The sequence below is a fragment of the Nocardiopsis suaedae genome (assembly GCF_027706745.1).
In the GTDB taxonomy this organism is placed as follows: Bacteria; Actinomycetota; Actinomycetes; order Streptosporangiales; family Streptosporangiaceae; genus Nocardiopsis_A; species Nocardiopsis_A suaedae.
Genome location: NZ_JAQFWP010000037.1, coordinates 1 through 23,237 on the forward strand (window position 1 = coordinate 1; position 23,237 = coordinate 23,237).

Sequence of the window (23,237 nt, forward strand, 5' to 3'; positions counted from 1 at the left end):
CGGTCGGAGGCCACCTCACGCAGGAACGCCGCCCACTCCCCGGAGGGAAAGGACAAGTGGCCGAGGTGAGGGTGCTTGCTGTCTCGCACATAGGCGGCCTGCTGCGCCCCCGGTCTCGCCACTTCGACGCAGTTGGGGTTGTTCCCACCGCTGTAGCTGCTCTTGCACCAGGTCAGGGCGGAGTGCGTCATTCGAACTCTCCTCGAATAGCCACGGTCACCTCAGGAGCGGTCGGAGGCCACCTCACGCAGGAACGCCGCCCACTCCCCGGAGGGAAAGGACAGGTAGCCGATTCTGCGGTTCTGCGTGTCCCGGACGGCCGCCCCGCCCTCGGGGATCGGGGCGAACTCCACACACTCACCGCCTGTGTCGTTGCTGTAGCTGGACTTGCGCCAGGTCAGGACGGGGGGCGTCATTCGAACTCTCCTCGGATTTCCGTGATCAGCTTCAGCGATTCCGCCGCAGGAAGCGCCGCGCCCTGGAGGTCCCCGAACAGCCGCAGGTAGTCGTCGACCGCTTCGGCGTCTTGGGTGCCGGTTCCCGAGCGCCGTGTCTCCAACCAGAGCAGGTAGCCGCCGTCCACCCGATACAGGACGAACCCGTTCGAGAGCCCGGGGTGGTGCTCAGTGGCGAAGGGCACGACCTGCACCGAAACGTAGGGCCAGTCCGCCACCTCCATGAGGCGGTCGAGCTGGTTCCTCATGATCGCACGCCCGCCCACGGGCCGCCGCAGGACCGTCTCATCGAGGATCAGGAGGAGCCGGGGAGGCGCCTCTCCTTCCAGGAGCCGCTGCCGGGCCCTGCGCGCCTGCACCAGCTCTTCGAGCTTGGCCGCCGGGGCATTGGGGAGCCCGGAACGGAGCAGGGTCCGCATGTAGTCCTCGGTCTGTACCAGGCCCGGCACGACCGACAGCGAGTACTGCCGGATCTCGGTCGCGGCCCGCTCCCGCTGGGCGGCCTGCTGGAACCAGGGCGGGAGCAGGTCGCTTTCGGCCGAGCCGTCCCACGCCGTCTCCAAGATTTTTTTAGTGCCGAGAGCCGCGTCGATCTTCACGACGTGCGACCGTTTGATCCCGCGTTTTCCGCGTTCCATCGCGCTCAGCATCGCCGCCGATATACCGGTCGCCCCGGCGAGGTCCGTCAACGGGATTCCGACTTTCTCCCGCTCGGCACGTATCTGACGACCGATCCGCGCCCACCGCGCACTGTTCTTTCCCACCATGCTCTACACATCAGCACGGCACGAACACTGCCGTCCACCCCACTGGTACGGCCAGGGTCGAAGTTGGTCGAAGGTATAGCAGGTCAGAGCGCATTCCGGGCAGTGTAAGAGGACACAAGAAAGGCCCCATCCGGTAATCCCGTACCGGACAGGGCCGATCCCCACCAGTGACAGCGAAAAGGACGCCCGGTGAGGACCATGGAGAACATTACACCTGAGATAATGACGACAGAGCCGGTTCACGTACATCCCGGTGTATTCCGGTGCAGCCTTCCCGGTGAACTCACGGCCGCCGCGCAGGCCCGTGACTGGGCGGCCGCCACGCTCACCGCCCGCCTCGGGCTCCCCTCCGAGACCGCCGAAACCGCCAAACTCCTGGTGAGCGAGACCGTCACCAACGCCGTCCTGCACACCCTCAGCGGGCGCCCCGGCGGATCCGTCACCGTCGAGATCCACCCCGGCCCCGCATCCGTACGCTTCGAGGTCCACGACGCCGGAGGCGCCGCCACCGCGCCCTGCCCCGTGCTCGCCGCCCCCGACGCCGTCCACGGGCGCGGTCTGGCCCTTGTCGCGGCCCTCACCTCCGAATGGGGCCCCTTGGTCCACGGCCGGGTGCGCGGCGTCTACTTCACCCTCCCCACTCAAAACCCACGGGAGGACCGATGAGCCCGGTCCACCGCCCCGACCCGGCCACCGAGCGGGCCGACGCCCTCTACGACGCGGTCTCCGAGGCCCTCCGAGAACGCGGCCGCCACGTCGGCGAGCGCATCGCCGCCCAGCGGACCGCCGATGCCGCCTTCACCGCCCTCGACGAGCACCTTCGCTCGGGCGGGCTCCTGCCCACCCCCTGGCGCTCCGCCGCTCCCACAGCCCATCCGCACGGCCTGTGACGGGCGGCCCCCGGGCCCTTCTCCCCGGCCCTCCTCCTCGGCGGGGAGGGCCGTCGGCCGTGTGGCGGGGCGCGCCCTCCTCCCCCGTGGGGAGGGCGATATCGCCTTCGCGGGGGATACCTCCGCACCGGGATGCCGCGAGCATGTGGGAAACGCCGACGCCGTCACTCCCCACATCCTGAAGGACTCGGCCATGAACGAGAACCAGCCCCCGGTACCGCTCCGCGGACCGTCGCGGTCCGTCGAGCGCGCGCCCGCCCCCGACCTCGCGCGCGGGATGATGCTGCTGCTGATCGCGCTCGCGAACACCCCGATCTACCTGTGGGCCACCACCCACTCGTCGAGCAGCAACCACCCCATGGACGAGGGGACGCTGGACAGCGCGGTGAGCGCCGTGCTGATCGTCGTCGCCGACCTCCGGGTCTATCCGATGTTCGCGTTCCTCTTCGGCTACGGCATCGTCCAGCTCTACCTGCGCCAGCAGGCCGCAGGGGTCTCCGAGGCCGACGCCCGCGCGCTGCTGCGCAGACGCAACCTCCTGCTCATCGCCTTCGGCGCGGTGCACGCGCTGCTCCTGTGGTACGGCGACATCATCGGCGCCTACGGGCTCGTCGGCCTCGTCCTCGTCGCCCTCTTCCTGCGGCGCTCCGACCGCACCCTGCTCACCTGGGCCGGGATCGGCACGGGCCTGCTCGTGCTTCTGGCCGTCCTCTCCGTCGTGGGCGCTTCCTTCGCGGCCGGCCCGGAAGACGGGCAGGCGGCGACCTCGCCCGCCACGGACTCCGCCTTCATGATGGCGCCCATCGCCGAGGAGAACCCCCTGTGGGCGGCGGTGCTGCGCATCGCGTACTGGCCGCTGATCGTCATCGGCCAGGGCGTGGTCGGCGTGGCCGTCCCCGTCGCGATCGTCCTCGCCTTCTGGGCGGCGCGGCGCCGCATCCTCGAAGAGCCGTGGAACCACCTGCCGCTGCTGCGCCGCACCGCGGTGGTCGGCATCGCGGTCGGGTGGCTCGGACCGCTGCCGAGCGCCCTGCACCACCTCGGCCTGCTCGCGGTGCCTGAGGCCGCCGCGTGGGTCTTCTGGCCCGTCCAGCTGGCGACCGGCCTGGTCGGCGGTATCGGGTACGTCGCCCTGTTCGGCCTGATCGGCGCACGGCTGCGGGGCCGCCCCCTGGGGCGGGTCGGAACGGCCGTCTCCGCCGTCGGGAAGCGCTCCATGTCCTGCTACATCGGGCAGTCGGTGCTGTGCGCCCCGATCCTGTCCGCGTGGGGCCTGGGGCTGGGCGCCCATCTGGGCAGCGCGGCCATGGCGCTGTTCGCCGTGGGGGTCTGGCTGGCCACGCTGGCCTTCGCCGTGCTGCTGGAGCGGGCCGGGAAGCGCGGCCCGGCCGAGGTCGCGCTGCGCCGCCTGGCCTACCGCCGCACGACGGCCGACCCGGCCGATGCGGGTTCCACGACGCGCTGAGCTCCGGTTCGTGCGCCGGAGGGGGAAAGCGGTGAAAATGGCGCCATGGGTGACGATCAGGCAACAACGGAGTCCATCGCCGTCACCGGGGCGACCGGTTCGGTGGGCGGGCGGGTCGCCGCGCGGCTGGCCCGCCGGGGCGCGGCGCAGCGGCTCGTGGTGCGCGACCTGAACCGGGCCCCGGAGCTGCCCGGCGCCTCGGCGGCGATGGCGGCCTACGAGGACCGGACCGCGATGCGCAGGGCCCTGCAGGGCGCCACGACCCTGTTCCTGGTCTCGGCCACCGAGTCGGCCGACCGGGTGGACCGGCACATCGCCGCCGTGGACGCGGCGGTCGAGGCCGGGGTGGGGCGGATCGTCTACCTGTCGTTCCTCAACCCCGGCCCGGCGGCGGTGTTCACCTTCGCCCGGGACCACTTCTTCACCGAGGCGCACATCCGCTCCACCGGGGTGGCCCACACCTTCCTGCGCCCGTCCCTGTACCTGGACCTGCTGCCGGGGTGGGCGGACGAGCACGGGGTGGTGCGCGGTCCGGCCGGGAGCGGCCGCGTCGCCTGGGTGGCGCGCGACGACATCGCGGACGTGGCCGCCGAGGTGCTGTTGGAGCCGGGCGCCCACACAGGCCGCGCCTACGACCTGACGGGGCCGGAGGCGGTGACGCTGGGCGAGACGGCGGGGCGGCTGACGTCGCTGACCGGCAGGACCGTCCGGTACGTCCCGGAGACCTGGGAGGAGGCGCTGGAGTCCCGGCGCGCCACCGGGGCCCCGGAGTGGGCGGTCGAGGGCTGGGCGAGCTCGTACGCGGCCGTCGCGGCCGGGGAGCTGGACACGGTCTCCCCTGCGGTGCCCGACATCACCGGCCATCCGGCCCAGACGATCGAGGGCTACCTGCGCAAGCACCCGAGCGCCTTGAACCACGTCGAACCCGCTTAGGGCCCACGCGGACGGGCGGACGCGCCCTTGTCGGTCCCAGGGAAGCCGGGATTGCAACGGACATGCCGGGTTCCCCGAGATCGACGGGGGATCCGCGCCACGGCCCCATGCCGGGCGCACGGGGACACGACCGTACGTGGTCGGCCTGCCGCCTCCGCCAGGCGGCCCCGCGGGTCCCCGGTCCCCGTCCACGTGTCGCGCGCCCCGGCGTGCTGGCGAAGGGAGCGGCCGCGCCGCTCCCCTCTCCGCCCTCAAGGGTGCGCCCTTGCCGTGCTCACCCTCTCTCCTCGACCACCTTCAGGCCGCCCTCCTCGTGCTCCTTGCGCAGGGTCTTCTTGTCGAACTTGCCGACACTGGTCTTGGGGACCTCGGCGATGAAGGCCCACCGCTCCGGGAGCTGCCAGCGGGCGACCCGGTCCGCCAGGTGGGCGCGCAGCTCGGCGGCGTCGGCCGTGTGGCCGTCCCGGAGCACCACGGCCACCAGGGGGCGCTCGTCCCACTTGGGGTCGGGCACGGCGATGACGGCGGCCTCGGCGACCGCGGGGTGCTCCATGACCCGGTTCTCCAGCTCCACCGACGAGATCCACTCCCCGCCGGACTTGATCACGTCCTTGGCGCGGTCGGTCAGCGTCAGGAACCCGTCGGGACTGAGGGTGCCCACATCGCCGGTGCGGAGCCAGCCGTCCTCGAACTTCGCGGGGTCGGTGTCCTTGTAGTAGGAGCCCGCGATCCACGGGCCGCGCACCTGGAGCTCGCCGACGCTCTTCCCGTCGTTGGGCACGACCTCTCCGCCGTCGCCGACCAGGCGCCCCCGCACACTGGCCGGGAGCCGCCCCTGGGAGAGGCGGTAGGCCCACCGCTCCTCCCCCTCGGTCCCGGTCGGCGGGTTGGCGACGCTGCCCAGCGGCGAGGTCTCGGTCATGCCCCAGGCGTGCACGACGGGCACGCCGAAGCGCTCCTCGAAGACCCGCATCAGCGACGGCGGGCAGGCGGCACCGCCGACCACGACCCGGTTCAGCGACGACACGTCGCGCGGGCGCTCCTCCAGCTCGGCTGCCAGGCCCTGCCAGATGGTGGGCACCGCGGCGGCGATGGTGGGGCGCTCGACCTGGATCATGTCGGCGATGGCGGCCGGCTGGAGGAACCGGTCGGGCAGCAGCAGCGACGGGCCGACCATCATCGCCGCGTACGGCAGGCCCCACGACATGGCGTGGAACATCGGGACGATCGCCAGCGCCTTGTCCCCCTGGCTCAGCCCCTTGCCGTCGCTCATGCACACCTGCATGGAGTGCAGCCAGATGGAGCGGTGGCTGTAGACGACGCCCTTGGGGTCGCCGGTGGTGCCGGAGGTGTAGCACATGGCGGCGGCGTCCCGCTCGTCGACGACGGGCCAGTCGAACTCCTCCGGACGGCCCTCGATCAGGGCGTCGTAGTGGTGCACCCGCACCCCGTCGGCGTCCAGCGCCGACAGGTCGGCCCCGGCGTCCCCGGCGACGATGACGTGCCGGACGGTGCTGAGCTTCGGCAGCAGCGGGGCGAACAGCGGCACCAGGCTGGCGTCGACGATGACGACCTCGTCCTCGGCGTGGTCGGCGATGTAGGCGAGCTGGGACGGGTGGAGCCGGATGTTCAGCGTGTGCAGCACCGCGCCCATGGCCGGAACGGCCAGGTAGGCCTCCAGGTGCTCCTGGTTGTTCCACTGGAAGGTGGCGACCCGCTGGTCGCCGGTGATGCCGAGCTCGCGCAGGGCGTGGGCCAGCTGCGCGGCCCGGCGCCCCACCTCCCGGTAGGTGGCCGAGTACGGCTCGCCCCCGGTCCAGGTGACCACCTCGGCGTCGCCGTGGACGGTGGTCCCGTAGCGGACCAGGTCCCCGATCGACAGCGGTACGTCCTGCATCGTGCTGCGCATGGTGATTGTCCTCGCTCCCGGCTACGGCGGCCCGTGTGATGCGTGTCACCGAACCTAGGAGCGCTGTGGGCCCACGTACAGGCGTGCCCGGCAATCGTTACCTAACAGTGTTAGGAGAGGGTGGAGGCGGCTCTGCGGCCCATGGGGCCCGAGGGAGAGGAGGCCTTCCGAGGGGTCGGCCCCGCCCTGGCACGACGGTGCGCGCACGGCGCCCCACCTCCCCCGATGTCCCCCGAGGGCCCCGAAAAGCCCCCTTCGGCCTGCGGATCCGCCGACCCGCCGACCGCAGGCTTGACCTTGACACCGTGACAAGGTCTTCACTGGGGCGTCGGAGGTGGTCCCCATGGAAACGACCGGAACGACACCGCAGCACACCCGCATGGCCGAGGCCCTGTCCGCCGGGGACCGGTCGGTCCGGCTCCGCGCGGCCCTCGCGCTCGGGTCGAACCCCGACCCCGCGCTCCTGGACACGCTGGTCGAGCGGTGCGCGGCCGAGCCCGACTTCTTCGTGCGGGACATGCTGGCCTGGGCGCTGATCCGCCTCCCGGCGAAGACCGCCCTGCCCCGGATCCGCCGGGAGCTCGGGGCCGAGCGCCCGCAGGCCCGGAGCCAGGCGCTGCACCTGCTGTCGAAGTTCGGTGACGCGGACACCTGGCCCTGGATCACCCGCGACCTGCTGCACGACGCGAACGACCAGGTCGCGCGGACCGCGTGGCGCGTCGCGGCCGCCCTCGCCCCCGAGGACGGGGAGGAGAGGCGGCGCCTGGCCGGTGAACTGGTCCGCCAGCTCGGCCGGGGCGGCCGCGACGTCCGGCTGAGCCTGAGCCGGGCCCTGGTGGAGCTCGGCGAGGCGGCCGCGCCCCTCCTGGCGGAGGCCGCGGAGAGCCCCGACCCGGAGGCGGCCGCGCACGCCCGCGCCACCGAGCGGCTGCGTCAGGACCCGGACAGCGGTTTCGACGCGGCCCTCGCAGAGGCCGAGCGCGTCGTCCTGCTCGGCCCGGAACGGGCCGCCTCTGCCGCCGCAGCGGCCGCGTCGGTGGACGCCGGAGCGCCGGAGGCCGCAGGACCCGCGGCAGGGGCGGACACGGCGGACCCGGCAGAGGTGGACCCGGCAGGGGCCGCACCGGCGCCGGAGGCCCGGGAATGCTGATCGGCGAGGTCGCCCGCCGGTCCGGGGTGAGCACCCGGATGCTCCGGCACTACGACGCCCTGGGGCTGGTGCGGCCGACCGGCCGCACCGCCGGCGGCTACCGCGAGTACTCCGCCGAGGACGTCCGCAGGATCTTCCACGTGGAGAGCCTGCGGTCCCTCGGGTTGTCGCTCAAGCAGATCGGGCGCGCCCTGGAGGACCCGGCCTTCGCCCCGGCCGCGCTGGTCGCCGACCTCATCCGGGTGACGGAGGCGCGACTGGCCCGGGAGCAGGAGCTGCTCGACCGGCTCCGCGCGATCGGCACGTCGGCGCCGGGGGGCTGGCAGGACGTGCTGCGCGCCGTCGAGCTCATGCGCGGGCTCGACTCGGCGAGCCCCGCGCGCCGGAACCAGGCCGTCCTGTCCCGCTCGGAGGACGTGCCGGTCCCCGCCGAGCTGCTGGCCAAGGCGGTGTTGGAGGAGTCCGACCCGCACGTCGCCGGTGCCCTGCGCTGGGCGCTCGCGCGGTCGGGCGGCGACGCCGCGGAGGCACTGGCCGCCGGAGCGCGCTCGCAGGACGTCGGCGTCCGGCGGCGCGCGGTGCAGGCGATCGCCGCGATGCCCGGGGCTCCGGGCACGTCCGCGGTTCTGGAGGAGGCCCTTGGGGATCCGGACGCCGCGGTGCGCCGCCACTCCGCCCTGGCCCTGGGCAGGCAGGGCGCGGCCGCCGCCGTGCCCGAGCTCGTCGCCATGGTGGTCGAGGGCGCCAACGACGTGGAGGCCGCGGAGGTCCTGGGGGTGCTGTCCCGGGACGCCGGTTGCGCGGAGCGGATCACGGCCGCCATCACCGACGAACTCGCCACACCCGGAGCGGACACCGCCACACGGATCCGCCTCACCCAGGCGCTGGTCGAACTCCCGGGAGAAGCGGCCCGGGAGATCCTGCGCGGGTTGACCCACGATGACGACAGCGCCGTCGCCCTGGTCGCCTCCGCCCTTCGAGCGGGGTGCGCCCCTATCCGGCGATGATCTCGACAATGGTGCTGTCAAAACCGCCGGAATGACAGCACCATTGTCGAGATCATCGCCGAGGGGGCGGGCGAGGGGTGCAGGGGCGGATTGGGTGGTGGAATCGACACCTGCATCCACCAGAAAGCGCCGATTTCACGGCGCAGGATGCCCGAGCCCCGCTCCCGTGCCCGGTATGTGCCGCCCGTCGCCCGGCGGGCGCCGCGAACGCCGACAGCCCCGGCCCCCTGACCCCCGTGGCCTGCCGCCCGGCCGGGGACCGTTAGCGGGGTACCTGCCCAGCCGCTCACCCGGACCGCGAGCAGCCCGCCGCCCGGCAAGCAGGGCCGGGGAACCGCCCCGCTTCTGCCGTCGCCGCCATCGACGGCGACCACGCACACGCGACGCACTCGACAGCGCTGCGGGGTGGGGTGCTGGCCTGCGTCGTCGCCGCCCTCCACCCCACACCCCGCCGACCCTCCGCCCGGCCGGGGCCGTGGACGGGGCGCCGCCCCGGCTTCACGGGCGGGCGGGTCACGATCAGGACAGAGGGTACTCCTCCAGCCTCCGCTTCAGGTCCTCCGCGGCTGCCCGGGGGTCCTCCGCCTCCGTGATCGCGCGGACCACGACCACCCGGCGGCCACCGGCCTCCAGCACCTCGCCCAGGTTCTCCGCGTCGATGCCCCCGATGGCGAACCACGGGCGCCCCTCCGCGAGCTCCGCGGCCCGGCGCACCAGCTCCAGCCCGGCGGCCGGGCGTCCCGGCTTGGTGGGGGTGGCCCAGGTCGGGCCGACGCAGAAGTAGTCCGTTCCGGCCTCCTTGGCCGACGCGGCCGCCACATCGGCGTTGTTGTTCGACCGGCCGATGAGGGGCCCATCGCCGATGATCTCGCGCGCGTACGGCACCGGCAGGTCGTTCTGCCCCAGGTGCAGCACGTCCGCACCCGCCGCGCGCGCGATGTCGGCGCGGTCGTTGACGGCCAGCAGCGCCCCGTGCCGGGCGCACGCCTCGCGCATGACCTCCAGGGCCTCCAGCTCCTGGCGCGCTTCCAGGCCCTTGTCCCGGAGCTGGACGATGTCCACACCTCCGGCGAGGGCCTCGTCCAGGAACGCGGCCAGGTCGCCCCGCTCCCGGCGGGCGTCGGTGCACAGGTACAGGCGGGCGCCGTCCAGGCGTTCGCGCAAGCTGTCGCTCATCCGGCCAGGGTAGCGGTGCGCCGCCGCGCCGCGAGCGGAGCAGTGGAGCCGAAAGCGGTGCGGTCTCGGTCCACTCGGGCCGGCCTGGCCGCAGGGGCCTTCGGCGGACCCGGCGGAAGGCGCGGGCGGCGCCCCGCCGACGGCGGCCCCGGCCGACGGCGGCCCCGGCCGACGGCGGCCCCGGCCGACGGAGACGACGCCGCTCCGGCGGCCGCCTCTCGTCCATGCCCCTGCCGCCCCGGGAACCACGGCGGCCGCGCAGGACACAGGGCGCGAGGCCCGCCCGTGCGGACCACCGCGTCAGCGGGCCACCGGGGCGCGCGCCCGTGGGAAGGCGCACGCCCGCGCGGCCTCAGAAGGCGCCGAGCGCCTGCGCCCTGCGCCGCACCTCCGTCCCGCGGTTCTCCACCAGGGCCTGCACCGGCGTGCCCGGCAGGGTGTCGTCCGGGGTGAAGAGCCACTCCAGCGCCTCCTCCTCGGAGAAGCCGCTGTCCGCCAGCAGGGTCAGGGTCCCCGGCAGCCCCTTGACGACGTCCCCGCCCGAGATGAACGCGGCCGGGATCATCACCTCTCCCCCGCGCTTCACGCCGAGCAGCCGGTGGTCGCGCATGTACTGCTTGACGCGGTTCGGGCCGACGCCCAGCGCCGTGCCCGCCTCTTTCAGGGTCATCCAGTCACCGACCAGGTCGCCGGCGCCGTTGTCTTTCTCAGTCACGAACCCAATGTGCCACAGCCTCCGGACATCCAGGGCGCCTCGAGCACGCCGGGGCGCGCCGACTAGGATGGGGCACGTCATCCGCGGCGCACCGCCGGGATGGCGACGTCCCCGCGGGAGCCGGGTGGGACCCGGCTGAGAGGGGGGCTGCCGCCCCCGACCGCACGAACCTGATCCGGGTCATACCGGCGAAGGGAGCGGTGAGAGAACCCATGCCCGAACACCCGTCCGGCCCGTTCGACGCGGTGGTCGCCGGGGGCGGCCTGATCGGTCTGGCCACCGCCTGGCGCGCCGCCCGCCGCGGCCTGCGCACCGCCGTCGTCGCCCCCTCCGCCGAACCCGCCGCCGCCTCCGGGGTCGCCGCGGGCATGCTCACCCCCGCCACCGAGGCGGTCTTCGGCGAGGAGGGGCTGATGCGCCTGGGCGCCGCCTCGCGCGACCGCTACCCCTCCTTCGTCGCCGAGGTGGAGGCCGACGCGGGCGCCCCGGCCGGGTACCGCGCCCGCGGCACCCTGCAGATCGCCTTCGACACCGACGACCTGGCCCGCCTGGCCGACCTGGGCGAGCTGCAGTCCCGGCTGGGCCTGAAGGCCGAGCGCATCACCTCCCGCGAGTGCCGCCGCCTGGAACCGATGCTCGCCCCGCACGTGCGCGGCGGCGTGCACGCCCCCGACGACCACTCGGTGGACCCGCGCCGCCTGGCCGCCGCCCTGCGCCGGGCCGCCACCGCCCGCGGAACCGTGTTCGTCGCCGACCGCGCCGCCGAGGTGCTGTGCGCGGGCGGCGCGGTGCGCGGCCTGCGCACGGCCTCCGGCGCCGAGTTGGCCGCCGACCGTGTGGTCCTGGCCGCCGGGGCCTGGACCGCCGACATCGGCGGACTGCCGGAGGGCGTGCTGCCCCCGCTGCGCCCGGTCAAGGGCCAGCTGCTGCGGCTGCGCACCCCCGCGGGAGAGGAGCCGGTCGTCACCCGCACGGTGCGCGGCCTGGTCAAGGGCGCCCCCGTGTACCTGGTGCCGCGCGACGACGGCGAGATCGTGCTCGGCGCCACCCAGGAGGAGCGGGGCCGGGACACCCGCCTCACCGCGGGCGGCGTGTACGAGCTGCTGCGCGACGCCCACGAGCTGGTCCCCGGCGTCAGCGAGCTGGAGATCGCCGAGGCCTGCGTGGGCCTGCGCCCCGGCTCGCCCGACAACGGCCCGCTGCTGGGCCCGCTCGGCCCGCCCGCTCCCGCGGGCCTGCACCTGGCCGCCGGGCACCACCGGCACGGGGTGCTGCTCACCCCCGCCACCGCCGACGCCATGGCCGCCGCCCTGCTGGGCGAGGCCCTGCCGGAGGAGGCGCTCCCCTTCGCCGCGGCCCGCTTCGCCCCGGGGGCGCGGGCGGACGGCCCCGGGCGGGGCGCCGGAGCCCCCGGCGGACACGACGGACGCGACCGAGAGGAGTCCTGAAGCATGGAGGTGACCGTCAACGGGGAGCGGCGCACCGTCGGCCCCGGAACCACCGTCGGGGACGTGGTGCGCGGCCTGACCCGGGCCGAGGGCGGCGTGGCCGCCGCGCTCAACGACGAGGTGGTGCCGCGCGCCACCTGGGACGCGACCCCTGTCGCCGAGAACGACCGCGTGGACGTGCTCACCGCGGTCCAGGGAGGCTGACCGACCCATGACCACCGCCCGCACCGCCACCGCCCAGGGCGCGCCCGAGGCCGCCGCCCCCGACGCCCGCACCGCCGCGAACGGGTCCGCCGACCCGCTGGTCATCGCCGGCCGCCGGTTCGGCTCCCGGCTCATCACCGGTACCGGCGGCGCCCCGTCCATGCACGTGCTGGAGGAGGCGCTGGCCGCCTCGGGCACCGAGCTGACCACCGTCGCCATGCGCAGGGTCGCCCCCGGCTCCGACGGCTCGGTCTGGGACGTGCTGGACCGCAACGGCATCGCCCCGCTGCCCAACACCGCCGGGTGCTTCACCGCCGCCGACGCGGTGCGCACGGCCCGCCTGGGCCGCGAGGCCCTGGGCACCGACTGGGTGAAGCTGGAGGTCGTCGCCGACGAGCGCACCCTGCTGCCCGACCCGGTGGAGCTGCTCGACGCCGCCGAGCGCCTCGTGGACGAGGGCTTCACCGTGCTGCCCTACACCAACGACGACCCGGTGCTGGCGCGCCGCCTGGAGCAGGTGGGCTGCGCGGCGGTGATGCCGCTGGCCGCCCCGATCGGCTCCGGTTTGGGCATCCGCAACCCGCACAACCTGGAGCTGATCGTCGAGCAGGCGGGCGTGCCGGTGATCGTGGACGCCGGCATCGGCACCGCCAGCGAGGCCGCCCAGGCCATGGAGCTGGGCTGCGACGCGGTGCTGCTGGCCAGCGCGGTCACCCGCGCCCAGGACCCGGTGCTGATGGCGCGCGCGATGCGCGACGCCGTCGCCGCGGGCCGTGCCGCCCGCCTCGCCGGGCGCATCCCGGTCCGGCGCCACGCGCACGCTTCGTCCCCTCCGGCCGATCACCCGTAGACTCGCCTCCCGTGGACAGTACGACTCCCGACCCGCTGATCGGTGCGACGCTCGACCGTCGCTACGTCGTCGAGTCGCGTGTCGCGGGCGGCGGGATGGCCACGGTGTACCTCGCCCACGACCTGCGGCTCGACCGGCGCCTCGCGTTGAAGGTCATGCACCCGTCGCTCGCCCAGGACCCGGACTTCGTGCGGCGCTTCATCAACGAGGCGCACTCGGTGGCCAAGCTCTCCCACCCCAGCGTGGTGCAGGTCTTCGACCAGGGAGAGGACCAGGGCACGGTGTTCCTGGCCATGGAGTACGTGCCGGGGCGGACCCTGCGCGACGTGCTCACCGCGATGGGCCGCCTCGGCCCGGCCGAGGCGGCGCGGGTCATGGGCCCGGTGCTGTCGGCGCTGGGCGCGGCGCACCAGGCGGGCATGGTGCACCGGGACGTGAAGCCGGAGAACGTGCTGCTCACCGAGGACGGCGGGGTGAAGGTCGCCGACTTCGGGCTGGCCCGCGCGGTGGAGTCGGCCGGGCAGGGCATGACCAAGACCGGCACGCTCATGGGCACCGCCGCCTACCTGGCGCCGGAGCAGATCGAGCGGGGCGCCTCCGACGCGCGCTCCGACGTGTACGCGTCCGGGGTGATGTTCTACGAGCTGCTCACCGGTGAGCAGCCGCACACCGGCGACACCCCGATCGCGGTGGCCTACAAGCACGTCAACGAGGACGTGCCGCGGCCCTCGCGGATGGTCGCCGGGGTGCCGCAGGCGATCGACGACCTGGTGGCGCGCGCCACCGAGCGCGACCCGCGCTACCGCCCCGGGGACGCCGCGCAGTTCCACGCGCTGCTGCTGCAGGCGACCGGCGGGGGCGAGAGCGGCCCGCACGCCTCGTTCGCGGCCGCGGCGGCGGGCGCGGGGGCCGCGGCGGCAGCACCGCCTCCGCCGGAGGCCCCTCCCGCTGGCCCACCCGGGAACGGGGCGGGCGGCACCGCTCCGCAGGGTCCGCCTCCCGAGGCGGCCGTGTCGCACACCGCGGTCGTCGGCCCGCCGCCAGGGGGAGCAGGCGGCGGCAATGACACGCTCATCGTGCAGTCGGGCGGCGGCCAAGGCGGATTCGACGGCTACGACGCGTACGACGACGATCCGGGGGCCGCTCCGCTGTGGCGCCGCAAGAGCGTGCTGGCGGTGGTCGCCGGCGTGCTCGCGGTCGTGCTCCTGGGGTCGGGCTGGTGGTACTTCGCCGGGCGCTACACGGAGGTCCCCGACATCGTCGGCAAGGACCAGGAGGCCGCCCAGGCGCTCTTGGCCGACTCCGGGCTGAAGATGTCGCTCGCCGACGGCGAGGTCTACAGCGACGACGCCGACCCGGGGCAGGTCGGCAAGGCGTCCCCGGCCATCGGTGAGCAGATCCTGCCGGGCGAGACGGTCACGCTCCAGCTCTCCAAGGGGCCGCGCACCGTGGAGCTGCCCGACGTGACCGGCGAGCCGGTGGAGAACGCCCGCAAGACCCTGGAGGACGCCGGGTTCGCCACCGTCGAGGAGGAGGAGTCCGAGTCGCGGGACGCCGCCCCGGGCACGGTGCTGTCGACCGACCCCGAGCCCGAGGAGATGGCCGACCGCGAGGGCGCCGTGCACCTGACGGTCAGTGCCGGGTTCGACGTACCGGACGTGACCGGGAAGAAGCAGGACGCGGCCCGCAGCGAGCTGGAGCAGGCCGGCCTCACGGTCGCCGTGGAGTCCAAGCCCAGCGACGACGTCCCCAAGGGGGAGGTCATGTCGCAGAATCCCGGCGGGGGCACCACCGTGGGCACCGGGGACCGGGTCACCATCACCGTCTCCAGCGGGCCCAAGGAGATCGAGATCCCGGACGTGCGGGGCAAGAAGGTCGGCCAGGCGCGCAAGCAGCTCGAGGAGCTGGGCTTCAAGGTGAAGGTCACCAAGATCCTCGGCGGGGACCGGGTCGCCGACTACAACCCCAAGGGCAAGGCGAAGAAGGGCGACGAGATCGAGCTGATCGTCACCCCGTTCGGCTGAGCAGGTCCGTTCGGCTGACCGCGTCCGACCGGCCGGGTGCGCGTGGCCGCCCCCGGCCACAGCGGCTCCCGACCGCGCTCCCCGGCCCGGCACCGCCCATCGGTGCCGGGCCGCGCGCGTCACCTCCCCGGCCGCCGGGGGCGCCCCGGACACTCCGGGCGCGCCCGCGCTACCCCGCCGTTACGCTGCGCCGTTAAGGTGCCCGGCATGGAGAGCGACGACGCGGCGGGCACCGCGCCCGGGGACGGGCGGCAGGTCAGGGTGATGGTGGTCGACGACCACCCGATGTGGCGGGACGCGGTCGCCCGGGACCTGTCCGAGGCCGGGTTCGAGGTGGTGGCCACCGCCGGGGACGGCGCCAAGGCGCTGCGCGTGGCCCCGGCCGCGCGACCCACCGTGGTCCTGCTGGACCTCCAGCTCCCCGACCTGTCCGGGGTGGAGGTGACCGCCCGGCTGCTGGCCGGTGGGGACGGCGCCGACGGGCCCGCCCCCCGGGTGCTGATCCTGTCGGCGAGCGGGGAGCACCGCGACGTGCTGGACGCGGTCAAGGCCGGGGCCACCGGCTACCTGGTCAAGTCGGCCGGGCGCGAGGAGCTGCTGGAGGCGGTGCGCGGGGTGCACCGGGGCGAGGCCGTGTTCACGCCGGGCCTGGCCGGGCTGGTGCTGGGCGAGTACCGCCGCCTGGCCGCCGACCCCTCCCCCGCCGATGAGGAGGACCCCGCGCCGGAGCTGACCCGCCGCGAGACCGAGGTGCTGCGCCTGGTGGCCAAGGGACTGGAGTACAAGGCCATCGCGTCGCGGCTGGGCATCGCGCACCGGACGGTGCAGAACCACGTCCAGAACACCCTCACCAAGCTCCAGCTCCACAACCGCGCCCAGCTGGTGCGCTACGCGATCGAGAGGAACCTCGACGAGTAGTCTGAAAACCCTGCGGGACCGGTGAACGGTGCACGACAATCCTGGGGACGGTACTCATGGCACGGAGGCCGGAAGTGACAGTCACGACACCCGACAGCGCGGTCGACCTGTTCAAGACGCTGGACGAGCTCGACGTCCCCAGGGGTTATCGCGCGGAGATCTTGAGGGAAGCGGAGATCACCGTGTCGCCACCCCCCATCGGCAAGCACCAGCGCACGGTGATGGAGATGCTGTGGCAGTTCCAATCCCACCTTCCAGCGGGGTACGGAACCGAGGTGCACCTTGAGATCAGGATGCACCACATCCTCAAGAGCACCATCCCCGACCTTTTCGTGGCACCAGAGCCCGCCTTGGACGTCGAGGACCACTTCGTCTCCCCGGATGACGTGATCCTGGCGGCGGAGGTCGTCTCCCGTTCCAACGCGGACAACGACCGTGTGGCGAAGCTGGGCATCTATGCGGCCGCAGAGATACCGCTGTACCTGTTGGTCGACCCGATCAAGGCGTCCACGACCCTGTACTTCTCCCCGGAGCACGGGCACTACACGGAAAACGTGACCGCTCCGTTCGGCAAGGGCGTGAGGATTCCCGAGCCCTTCGGGTTCAAGCTGGACACATCGCGCTTCCGCACGTACGGACGCACCGACGCGGCCACGCACTCTTGACGGGGCGGGCGGAACGCCTCCCGGCACCCGCCCGCCCTCACCCGTCTTCCCGCCTCACCCCAGCTCGGCCCAGCCCTTCGAACGCTCCACGGCGGTCCTCCACCTGCGGTACTGCGCGTCGTCGCGCGCGCCCGGCTCGAACCTGCGGTCAAGGTTCCAGGTCCGCTCCAGCTCGTCCGTGGACGACCACACCCCGGTGGCCAGGCCCGCCAGGAACGCCGCCCCCAGCGCGGTCGTCTCCTGCACCTGCGGCCGCGCCACCGACACCCCGAGCTGGTCGGCCTGGATCTGGCAGAGCAGGTCATTGGCCGAGGCCCCGCCGTCCACGCGCAGCTCCGGCAGGCTGGTGCCGGACGCCCGCTCCATCGCCTCGGCGACGTCGCGCACCTCGAAGGCGATCGCGTCCAGGGTCGCCCGCGCCAGGTGGGCGCGTCCCGTGCCGCGGGTGATGCCGAAGATCGACCCGCGGGCGTGCGGGTCCCAGTCGGGCGCGCCCAGCCCGGTCAGCGCGGGCACGAAGACCACCCCGCCCGAGTCGGGCACGCTGGCGGCCAGCCCCTCCGACTGCGGCGCGGTGTCGATCAGCCCGAGCCCGTCGCGCAGCCACTGCACCGCCGCGCCGGTGACGAAGATGGAGCCCTCCAGCGCGTACTCCAGGCGGCCGTCGGGGTGCTGCCACAGCACCGTGCTGAGCAGCCCGTGCTCGGGGGCCACCGCCTCGGTACCGGTGTTGACCAGGATGAACGAGCCGGTCCCGTAGGTGCACTTGGACGAGCCCGGGTGGTAGCAGTTCTGCCCGAACATGGCGGCCTGCTGGTCCCCGGCGATGCCGGACACCGGCAGGCGCAGCCCCAGGAACTCCTCCGGCGAGGTCTCGCCCACCGTGCCGTAGGAGGGCACCACCTCCGGCAGCGCCGACATCGGCACCCCGAACAGCGCGCACATCTCCTCCGACCAGGCGCCCCGCCGCAGGTCGTACAGGAGCGTGCGGGAGGCGTTGCTGGCGTCGGTGACGTGCCGGGCACCGCCGGTCAGGCGGGAGATGATGTAGGAGTCGACGGTGCCGATCGCCGTGTCGCCGCTCTCCACCCCGCCCCAGGCCCGCTGGTCGTGGCGCTTCATCCAGGTGAGCTTGGTGCCGGTGAAGTAGGGGTCCAGCCGCAGGCCGGTGACCTCGGTGACCCGGTCCTCGTGCCCGGCGTCGCGCAGCTCGGTGCAGATGTCGGCGGTGCGGCGGTCCTGCCACACGATGGCCCGGCGGGGCGAGGAGCCGCGCTTGCGGTCCCACAGGACCGCGGTCTCGCGCTGGTTGGTGATGCCGACGCACGTGGGCGGCGTACCGGCCGCGTCCAGGGCGCTCTGGCACGCGGCCAGGGTGGCCTGCCAGATCTCCTCGGGGACGTGCTCGACCCAACCGGCCTCGGGGTAGTGCTGTGCGAACTCCTGGTATCCGCGGGCGAGGACGCGGCCGTCCTCTCCGACCATGAGGGCGGTGACGCCGGTCGTTCCGGCGTCGATGGTGAGCACGGTCATCTGCTGGCCTCCAGTGCTTTCGGCGACTATGGTCTAGACCATGTGGGCGGTGGAAGGCGGCCGCACCCCTCCGAGCCGCCGCAGCGGCCGGGGTGCAGGGCTTCCCGTGATGCCGGTCACATCGCTGCCGTTAGGCTGACGTCAGCGGACCGCGAGGTCAAGGGTCGAAACGCACGGCATTGCACACGGCAACACGACGAGGAGCAGGCGTATGCGAGTGGGGGTTCTGACCGGCGGCGGAGACTGCCCGGGCCTGAACGCCGTCATCCGCGCCGTTGTCCGCAAGGGCATCAAGGACTACGGATACGAGTTCGTCGGCTTCCGGGACGGCTGGCGCGGCCCCCTGGAGGGCGACACCATGGAGCTCGACCGCGCCGCCGTGCGCGGCATCCTGCCCCGGGGCGGCACCATCCTGGGCTCCTCCCGCACCAACCTGATGAAGATCGAGGGGGGTGTCGAGCGCGTCAAGGACAACATGGCGGGGCTGGGCATCGACGCCCTGGTCGCCATCGGCGGGGAGGACACCCTGGGCGTGGCCACGCAGCTCACCGAACAGGGCGTCAACGTGGTCGGGGTTCCCAAGACCATCGACAACGACCTCAACGCCACCGACTACACCTTCGGCTTCGACACGGCGGTCAACATCGCCACCGAGGCCATCGACCGGCTGCACACCACCGCCGAGTCGCACCACCGCGCCCTGGTCGTGGAGGTGATGGGGCGGCACGCCGGGTGGATCGCCCTGCACTCGGGCATGGCCGCGGGCGCCAACGCGATCCTCATCCCCGAGCGCCCCTTCGACATCGACGAGGTCGTGGGCTGGGTGGAGAGCCGGTTCCAGACCGAGTACGCGCCCATCATCGTGGTGGCCGAGGGCGCCCACCCCAAGGACGGGCAGATGGAGCTGTCCACGGGCGAGAAGGACAGCTTCGGCCACGTGCGCCTGGGCGGCATCGGGCAGCGCCTGGCCGAGGAGATCGAGAAGCGCACCGGCAAGGAGTCCCGGTCGGTGGTGCTGGGGCACGTGCAGCGCGGCGGCACGCCGTCGGCGTTCGACCGGGTGCTGGCCACCCGGCTGGGCGTCCAGGCGATCGACGCGGTGCGCGACCGCGACTGGGGCAAGATGGTCGCCCTCCAGGGCACCGACGTCGTGCGGGTGGAGCTGTCGGCCGCCACCGAGAAGCTCAAGACCGTCCCGCCGGAGCGCTACGCCGAGGCCGAGGTCTTCTTCGGCTGAGGGCGCCCCTCCCCCTCAGGACGCCCCGGAGGGCCTCCCTCCTCTGCGGGAGCGCCCCCTCGACACGACGGCGCCTCCCCGGGCCCCGCGCCGCGGCGCGGGGCCCTTCCGCGTCCCGGCCCCGTGCGGGAACGGCCGCGGCCCGAAAGGCGGAGGCGCCGCGCTCCCGGAGGGAAGACAATCGGCCCCGAAGGGGTTGTCCCCTTCCGGAGAGGGCTCCCCCGCTCCCGGCCGCCCCGGCCGCACCGCCCGTTCCGACCGGTCGCCCGCGTGGCGGATACTGGAGGGATCGGAGCGTGGACCCCCGCGCGAGGGCCCTCCGACCGACCGCTTTCCGACCCTCACCTGGAGATGCCGCCATGGCCGTCACGTCCGACCCCGCCCCCGAAACCGCGCCCGAGGGCACCACCGCCTCCGGCTCGGCGGGTGCCGGTTCCGGGCTGGGCGAACTGTGCGTGCTGATGAAGCTCGGCGAGATCGTGCTCAAGGGCAGCAACCGCAAGCTCTTCGAGCGCCGCCTGCACAACAACATCCGCAACGCCGCGCGCGGGCTGGGCGAGGTCAAGCTCACCCAGCGCGGCGCCGGCGTCATCATCCTGCGCATGCCCGGCGCCTCCGACCTGAAGGTCGCCGAGCTGGCCGAGCGCATGCGCTCGGTGATGGGCGTGGTCTGGGTGCACCAGGTGCGCCGGATCGCCAAGGACATCGACGCGGTCACCGACATCGCCCTGCGCTCGATGGCCGGGCGCACCGGCACCTTCGCCGTGCGGGCCCGCCGCCGCGACAAGCGCTTCCCGATGACCTCCTCCGAGATCGCGGGGACCGTCGGCGCCCGCATCAAGGAGGCCGTCGGCCTGCCGGTGAACCTCAAGCGCCCGGAGAACACCGTCTTCATCGAGGTCGACAAGGACGAGGTGTTCGTCTTCACCGACGGCATGCCCGGCCAGGGCGGCCTGCCGGTGGGCATGAGCGGGCGCGGCCTGGTGCTGATGTCGGGCGGCATCGACTCGCCCGTGGCCGCCCACCGGATGATGCGGCGCGGCCTCAAGGTCGACTTCCTGCACTTCTCCGGCATGCCCTTCACCGGCCCGGAGTCCATCTACAAGGCCTACAGCCTGGTCCGCCAGCTCGACCGGTTCCAGGTCGGCTCGCGGCTGTTCGTGGTGCCGTTCGGCAAGGCCCAGCAGCAGCTCAAGAGCTCGGGCGCGGAGAAGCTGCAGATCGTGGCCCAGCGGCGGCTCATGCTCAAGACCGCCGAGGCCCTCGCCGACGACCTGGGCGCCGAGGCGCTGGTCACCGGCGACGCGCTGGGCCAGGTGTCCAGCCAGACCATGACCAACCTGACCGCGCTCGACGACGCGGTGGACGTGCCGATCCTGCGGCCGCTCATCGGCATGGACAAGACCGAGATCATGGACCAGGCGCGGGCGATCGGCACGCTGTCCATCTCCGAGCTGCCCGACGAGGACTGCTGCACCCTGCTCACCCCGCGCCAGGTGGAGACCGCCGCCAAGATCACCGACCTGCGCCAGATCGAGAAGCGGTTGGACGTGGAGGAGCTGGCCGAGCACTTGGCCGCCAACACGCAGCTGCACCGGCCCAGCTTCCTCGGCGACGCCGCCCCGGCCAAGGTCTGAGCCGGAGCGGGGGCGGAGCCGGCGTCCCACCGCGCCGTCCCTCCGCCACGGAGGCGGCGACGGCGGGACGGCGGCCCGGCCCCGCGGCCCGGCCCGGCGTCAGACCGCGGCCGGGACCGGGGCCTCCGCCAGGGTGCGGCCCAGCAGGGCCGCGTGCGTCTGGGCGGCGTCGCGCAGCTCGGCCAGGTCGGACTCGACGAGGGCCTGCGGGCCGTCGCACAGCGCCGTCTCCGGCCGGGGGTGCACGTCGACGATGACCCCGTCGGCCCCCACGGCCAGGGCGGCGCGGGACAGCGGCAGCACCAGCGAGCGCTTGCCGCCCGAGTGCGACGGGTCGACGATGACCGGCAGGTGGGACAGGTCCTGGGCGACCGGGACCGCGCTGATGTCCAGGGTGTTGCGGGTGGCCTTCTCGAAGGTGCGGATGCCGCGCTCGCACAGCACGATGTCGAGGTTGCCGCGCTGGGCGATGTACTCGGCGGCCATCAGCCACTCCTCGATGGTGGCGTTCATGCCGCGCTTGAGCAGCACCGGCTTCCCGGCCTCGCCCGCGGCCTGCAGCAGGGCGAAGTTCTGCATGTTGCGGGTGCCGATCTGCAGCATGTCGGCGTAGGAGGCGACCAGCTCCACGTCGGCGGCGTCGACCACCTCGGTGACCACCGGCAGGCCGGTCTCGTCCCGCACGTCGGACAGGACCTTCAGCCCGGCCTCGCCCAGGCCCTGGAAGGCGTAGGGGGAGGTGCGGGGCTTGTAGGCGCCGCCGCGCAGCAGCGAGGCCCCGGCGTCGGCGGCCATGCGCGCCGCCTGCAGGGTCTGCTCGGGGGTCTCCACCGCGCAGGGCCCGGCGATGACGGTGGTGTACCCGGGGCCGATCGGCACCCCGCGCACGGTGACCAGGGAGCGCTCGGCGTTGTTCTCCCGGCTCACCAGCTTGTAGGGCGCCGAGATGCGCAGCACGTCGCTCACCCCCGGAAGCGCGCGCAGGTCCAGCGTCTCGAAGTGCCGGACGTCCCCCACCAGCCCGATGATGGTGCGGCTGACGCCGCGCGTCACGTAGGCCTCGCCGCCGGCGGTGGCGACGAGGTCGACGACGGCGTCGATATCGGCGGAGGAGGCGTCGGGCGCCATGACGATGACCATGTCCAGTTTCCTTCGGCGTCGGGGTCGGAGGCGGTTGCCGGGGCGGCGGACCCTGAGACGCGAAGAAGCCCCGGGCCGACCGGCCCGGGGCTTCTTTCGTAACGTCCGTCTCAGCGCAGCGCTAGGCGGGCGACCGTCCAAGCCAAGGGCCGGTAGCCATAAAAGCGCCAAAAGCTGTGCTGCATGTGAGCGACTATAGCGCACGGCGGGGGCGCCGCCGCACACCCGGGGCAGCCGCCCGGCGCGGCGCGGGGGCTGGCAGGATGGCGGAAAGGCCGCAGCGGCACCGCATGAGGGGGTTCGATTGGCGCAGGATCGACTGCCGCCGGGGCAGTACATACCGCGCGACCACTCCGCGGTCCATTACGGCCCGGTGCCCCGCTTCCGGCCGCACCGGTGGGACCTGCGCGTGTACGGCGCCACCGAGGATCCCGCAGGCCACCGGTGGACCTGGGAGGGGTTCTGCGGGCTGCCGCGCAGCGAGTGCGTGGCGGACTTCCACTGTGTGACGCGATTCACCATTCCCGCCGTGCGCTGGCAGGGGGTGTCGTCGGCGGACCTGGTCGAGGCGGCCCCACCGGCGGCGGAGGCCACGCACGTGATGCTGTGGGCCGAGTACGGCTACAGCGCCAACGTGCGGATGGACGACTTCCTGCGGGACGGGGTGCTGCTGGCCACCCACCGCGAGGGCGAGGAGCTGACGCCGGAGCACGGGTTCCCGATCCGGATGGTGGTGCCGCACCTCTACGGCTGGAAGAGCGTGAAGTGGCTGCGGGCGGTCGAGTACCTGACCTCGGACCGCCGCGGCTTCTGGGAGGAGCGCGGGTACCACAACATCGCCGATCCGTGGTCGGAGCAGCGTTACTCCTACCAGGAGGACCCCGGCGACGGACCGCCGCTGATCTGAGGCCGGCCCCCTGGCCGGTTCCGGCTCCGCTCCCGGAGACCGCCGGGGATGCGCGGTGGTGCCCGGCCCGGCGCCGCCCCCTGCCGGTCCCCCGCCCGGCGGCGCCTCAGGACGGCGTTCCCCCGAATTCAGGTCCGACGGCTCTGCCGTACCCGACGGCGCGGAGGTGATCCTGGTGCCGTCCGGCCCGGTAGGGGTCCGCCGGGA

The 23,237-nt window shown here is 73.7% G+C and carries 23 protein-coding genes and 1 riboswitch; of the genes, 15 read left to right on the top strand and 8 right to left on the bottom strand.

Going from position 1 to position 23,237, the window contains the following annotated elements; translation table 11 throughout:
• From O4U47_RS18730 to O4U47_RS18740, 3 genes are all read right to left on the bottom strand, one after another.
• A partial coding sequence (locus O4U47_RS18730) for a DUF397 domain-containing protein (RefSeq protein WP_270679191.1) occupies positions 1-191 on the bottom strand: 191 nt, incomplete at its 3' end.
• 30 nt (positions 192-221) lie between these two features.
• On the bottom strand, positions 222-416 hold the full coding sequence (locus O4U47_RS18735) for a DUF397 domain-containing protein (protein ID WP_270679192.1): 195 nt from the start codon (positions 414-416) through the stop codon (positions 222-224).
• Positions 413-1,222, bottom strand: a complete 810-nt coding sequence (locus O4U47_RS18740) for a helix-turn-helix domain-containing protein (RefSeq protein ID WP_270679193.1) — start codon at positions 1,220-1,222, stop codon at positions 413-415. The genes O4U47_RS18735 and O4U47_RS18740 overlap by 4 nt, the downstream gene beginning before the upstream one ends.
• A gap of 222 nt (positions 1,223-1,444) precedes the next feature.
• Between O4U47_RS18740 and O4U47_RS18745 the strand changes: the two genes are divergently transcribed.
• From O4U47_RS18745 to O4U47_RS18760, 4 genes are all read left to right on the top strand, one after another.
• Positions 1,445-1,888: an ATP-binding protein gene (locus tag O4U47_RS18745; RefSeq protein WP_270679194.1), complete on the top strand. Its 444-nt coding sequence runs from the start codon at positions 1,445-1,447 to the stop codon at positions 1,886-1,888.
• Positions 1,885-2,112: a hypothetical protein gene (locus tag O4U47_RS18750; protein WP_270679195.1), complete on the top strand. Its 228-nt coding sequence runs from the start codon at positions 1,885-1,887 to the stop codon at positions 2,110-2,112. The genes O4U47_RS18745 and O4U47_RS18750 overlap by 4 nt, the downstream gene beginning before the upstream one ends.
• Positions 2,113-2,305: 193 nt before the next feature.
• Entirely contained in the window at positions 2,306-3,577 is a 1,272-nt protein-coding gene (locus O4U47_RS18755) for a DUF418 domain-containing protein (protein ID WP_270679196.1), read from the top strand.
• Positions 3,578-3,622: 45 nt separating this feature from the next.
• Positions 3,623-4,510, top strand: coding sequence for an SDR family oxidoreductase (locus O4U47_RS18760; protein WP_270679197.1), 888 nt, complete (start codon positions 3,623-3,625; stop codon positions 4,508-4,510).
• 274 nt (positions 4,511-4,784) lie between these two features.
• On the opposite strand, the gene O4U47_RS18765 is transcribed toward O4U47_RS18760, so the two are convergent.
• Positions 4,785-6,419, bottom strand: a complete 1,635-nt coding sequence (locus O4U47_RS18765) for a long-chain fatty acid--CoA ligase (protein ID WP_270679198.1) — start codon at positions 6,417-6,419, stop codon at positions 4,785-4,787.
• A 343-nt stretch (positions 6,420-6,762) separates the two neighbouring features.
• Here O4U47_RS18765 and O4U47_RS18770 point away from each other — a divergent pair, with 343 nt between their 5' ends.
• The gene (locus tag O4U47_RS18770; RefSeq protein WP_270679199.1) at positions 6,763-7,569 is read left to right on the top strand and encodes a HEAT repeat domain-containing protein; all 807 of its coding nucleotides are present in this window, start codon (positions 6,763-6,765) and stop codon (positions 7,567-7,569) included.
• A complete protein-coding gene (locus O4U47_RS18775; protein ID WP_270679200.1) occupies positions 7,563-8,576 on the top strand; it encodes a MerR family transcriptional regulator in 1,014 nt (337 codons plus the stop codon). Before O4U47_RS18770 ends, O4U47_RS18775 begins: the two co-directional genes overlap by 7 nt.
• 519 nt (positions 8,577-9,095) lie before the next feature.
• Here O4U47_RS18775 and thiE read toward each other — a convergent pair.
• On the bottom strand, positions 9,096-9,752 hold the full coding sequence (gene thiE, locus O4U47_RS18780) for a thiamine phosphate synthase (RefSeq protein WP_270679201.1): 657 nt from the start codon (positions 9,750-9,752) through the stop codon (positions 9,096-9,098).
• A 352-nt stretch (positions 9,753-10,104) separates the two neighbouring features.
• On the bottom strand, positions 10,105-10,467 hold the full coding sequence (locus O4U47_RS18785; protein WP_270679202.1) for an Rv2175c family DNA-binding protein: 363 nt from the start codon (positions 10,465-10,467) through the stop codon (positions 10,105-10,107).
• Between the two features lie 103 nt (positions 10,468-10,570).
• A riboswitch (TPP riboswitch) is annotated at positions 10,571-10,681 on the top strand.
• On the opposite strand from O4U47_RS18785, the gene thiO reads away from it, so the two are divergent.
• The 6 genes from thiO (at position 10,680) to O4U47_RS18815 (ending at position 16,576) form a co-directional block, all read left to right on the top strand.
• A complete protein-coding gene (thiO, locus tag O4U47_RS18790; RefSeq protein WP_270679203.1) occupies positions 10,680-11,915 on the top strand; it encodes a glycine oxidase ThiO in 1,236 nt (411 codons plus the stop codon). (Overlaps the previous riboswitch by 2 nt.)
• A gap of 3 nt (positions 11,916-11,918) precedes the next feature.
• Positions 11,919-12,119 carry a sulfur carrier protein ThiS gene (gene thiS, locus O4U47_RS18795; RefSeq protein ID WP_270679204.1) on the top strand — a complete coding sequence of 67 codons (201 nt, stop codon included), beginning with the start codon at positions 11,919-11,921 and terminating at the stop codon, positions 12,117-12,119.
• Positions 12,120-12,126: 7 nt separating this feature from the next.
• Complete coding sequence (locus O4U47_RS18800; RefSeq protein ID WP_270679205.1) at positions 12,127-12,969, top strand: thiazole synthase; 843 nt, start codon at positions 12,127-12,129, stop codon at positions 12,967-12,969.
• Between the two features lie 11 nt (positions 12,970-12,980).
• Positions 12,981-14,993, top strand: coding sequence for a Stk1 family PASTA domain-containing Ser/Thr kinase (pknB, locus tag O4U47_RS18805; protein WP_270679206.1), 2,013 nt, complete (start codon positions 12,981-12,983; stop codon positions 14,991-14,993).
• A 207-nt stretch (positions 14,994-15,200) separates the two neighbouring features.
• Positions 15,201-15,911, top strand: coding sequence for a response regulator (locus tag O4U47_RS18810; protein WP_408638993.1), 711 nt, complete (start codon positions 15,201-15,203; stop codon positions 15,909-15,911).
• A 74-nt stretch (positions 15,912-15,985) separates the two neighbouring features.
• Positions 15,986-16,576: a Uma2 family endonuclease gene (locus O4U47_RS18815; RefSeq protein WP_270679207.1), complete on the top strand. Its 591-nt coding sequence runs from the start codon at positions 15,986-15,988 to the stop codon at positions 16,574-16,576.
• Positions 16,577-16,630: 54 nt separating this feature from the next.
• Here the strand turns inward: O4U47_RS18815 and glpK are convergent, their stop codons facing one another.
• Positions 16,631-18,109, bottom strand: a complete 1,479-nt coding sequence (gene glpK / locus O4U47_RS18820) for a glycerol kinase GlpK (RefSeq protein ID WP_270679208.1) — start codon at positions 18,107-18,109, stop codon at positions 16,631-16,633.
• A gap of 211 nt (positions 18,110-18,320) precedes the next feature.
• Here glpK and O4U47_RS18825 point away from each other — a divergent pair, with 211 nt between their 5' ends.
• Together O4U47_RS18825 and thiI are read left to right on the top strand one after the other, a co-directional pair.
• Entirely contained in the window at positions 18,321-19,346 is a 1,026-nt protein-coding gene (locus O4U47_RS18825; protein ID WP_270679209.1) for a 6-phosphofructokinase, read from the top strand.
• A gap of 359 nt (positions 19,347-19,705) precedes the next feature.
• Positions 19,706-20,983 carry a tRNA uracil 4-sulfurtransferase ThiI gene (gene thiI / locus O4U47_RS18830; RefSeq protein ID WP_270679210.1) on the top strand — a complete coding sequence of 426 codons (1,278 nt, stop codon included), beginning with the start codon at positions 19,706-19,708 and terminating at the stop codon, positions 20,981-20,983.
• A 99-nt stretch (positions 20,984-21,082) separates the two neighbouring features.
• Here thiI and aroF read toward each other — a convergent pair whose 3' ends face one another.
• Positions 21,083-22,123, bottom strand: a complete 1,041-nt coding sequence (gene aroF / locus O4U47_RS18835) for a 3-deoxy-7-phosphoheptulonate synthase (protein WP_270679211.1) — start codon at positions 22,121-22,123, stop codon at positions 21,083-21,085.
• A gap of 304 nt (positions 22,124-22,427) precedes the next feature.
• Between aroF and O4U47_RS18840 the strand changes: the two genes are divergently transcribed.
• On the top strand, positions 22,428-23,030 hold the full coding sequence (locus O4U47_RS18840) for a molybdopterin-dependent oxidoreductase (protein ID WP_270679212.1): 603 nt from the start codon (positions 22,428-22,430) through the stop codon (positions 23,028-23,030).
• Positions 23,031-23,237: the final 207 nt, after the last annotated feature.